This window comes from Psychrobacter sp. bablab_jr014 (genome assembly GCF_016464015.1).
GTDB lineage: Bacteria > Pseudomonadota > Gammaproteobacteria > Pseudomonadales > Moraxellaceae > Psychrobacter.
In genome coordinates, this window is record NZ_JACDXT010000057.1 from 1 (window position 1) to 1,439 (window position 1,439).

A 1,439-nucleotide genomic window follows, 5' to 3' on the forward strand; every position below is an offset into this window, starting at 1 on the left:
CTTTTTTTTCATTTGTGTTATGTTTATTTCATAATTAAAGAAATATAGGAGGTTTAAATATGAAAGAGAGATATGGAACAGTCTATAAAGGCTCTCAGAGGCTCATAGACGAAGAAAGTGGAGAAGTCATAGAGGTAGATAAGTTATACCGTAAACAAACGTCTGGTAACTTCGTAAAGGCTTATATAGTTCAATTAATAAGTATGTTAGATATGATTGGCGGTAAAAAACTCAAAATCGTTAACTATATACTAGATAATGTCCATTTAAGTAATAATACATTAATAGCAACTACTAGAGAGATAGCAAAAGCTACCAATACAAGTTCAAGAACCGTAATAACAACATTAAAAATCTTAGAAGAAGGAAATATAATCAAAAGAAAAACAGGTGCATTAATGCTTAATCCGGAGCTACTTATGAGAGGCGATGACCAAAAACAAAAATACCTCTTACTCGAATTTGGGAACTTTGAGCAAGAGGCATCAGAAAAGCAAGAAAATGCATTATCAGATTATTATTCTTTCAAAGAGTAATATAGCATAAATAATAAGGAAAGGACTAGCCAATACTAGTCCTTTTTTATATAGCTTTTGATCTGCTCATACATATTCGCAGAAAAAAGCTATATTACAAACAACAACCCACCATTAAAATTACATTTTAAAATAATTGCTTTTTGACTTCACGATATCGTTCAAATGATTTGGATTGGTTGTTAAGTTGGAATTAATCCAACTTAAAACCTGCACCAATCGCCACGTAAAGTGGCTATCATTTTCGCTTTGCTCGTCAAAAATTTTCTCATTTCAAAATGTAATTTTAAGGTTTGGCAATCATCGTATTTGCTAGCCACTTCATTCGCTACGCTCATTTCGTGGTTGCAAATACACTTGTTGGGGGCATACCCCCCAATCCCCCTGCAAAATGCTAGCCATATATCAAAAAATAAACGTAAGCATAAACGCATTCACTTCTTTTCTATATAAATATGAACGAAGTGAATAAGCGTCGGAAAGCAGCAAAAAGTTTCCTTTTTGCTGTTGGAGCATGGGGGTTCAGGGGGAATGAGCGTTAGCGAATGTTTCAGAGGCTCCATGTCAATGCCGAGCGTTAGCGAGCCGAAGGGAAGCATTTATATGGAGAAGAACCCCCTGATATGCTCCGACGCTTTATATAGAAAAGAAGATTCAACTAGGTAAAATCTTAATATAGCTTGAGATGATAATGTTTATAAGGAATTTGTTTGTTGTAATTTCTTTCATAATTTGTTGTAATTTCTTTCATAATTTGTTTTACTTTTTTTTCATTTGTGTTATGTTTATTTCATAATTAAAGAAATATAGGAGGTTTAAATATGAAAGAGAGATATGGAACAGTCTATAAAGGCTCTCAGAGGCTCATAGACGAAGAAAGTGGAGAAGTCATAGAGGTAGATA

Annotated in this window: 2 protein-coding genes; both read left to right on the forward strand. The window is 33.4% G+C overall.

What is annotated here, in order from left to right; genetic code table 11:
• Nucleotides 1-59 precede the first annotated feature (59 nt).
• Nucleotides 60-536, forward strand: a complete 477-nt coding sequence (locus tag JIE71_RS12335) for a replication/maintenance protein RepL (RefSeq protein WP_061737795.1) — start codon at nucleotides 60-62, stop codon at nucleotides 534-536.
• Between the two features lie 821 nt (nucleotides 537-1,357).
• On the forward strand, nucleotides 1,358-1,439 hold an 82-nt coding region (locus tag JIE71_RS12340; protein WP_171001933.1), incomplete at its 3' end, for a replication/maintenance protein RepL.

What these genes read in the sequence shown, in the direction of transcription:
- JIE71_RS12335 (WP_061737795.1), top strand. Translation starts at nt 60, where the DNA reads ATGAAAGAGAGATATGGAACAGTCTATAAAGGCTCTCAGAGGCTCATA.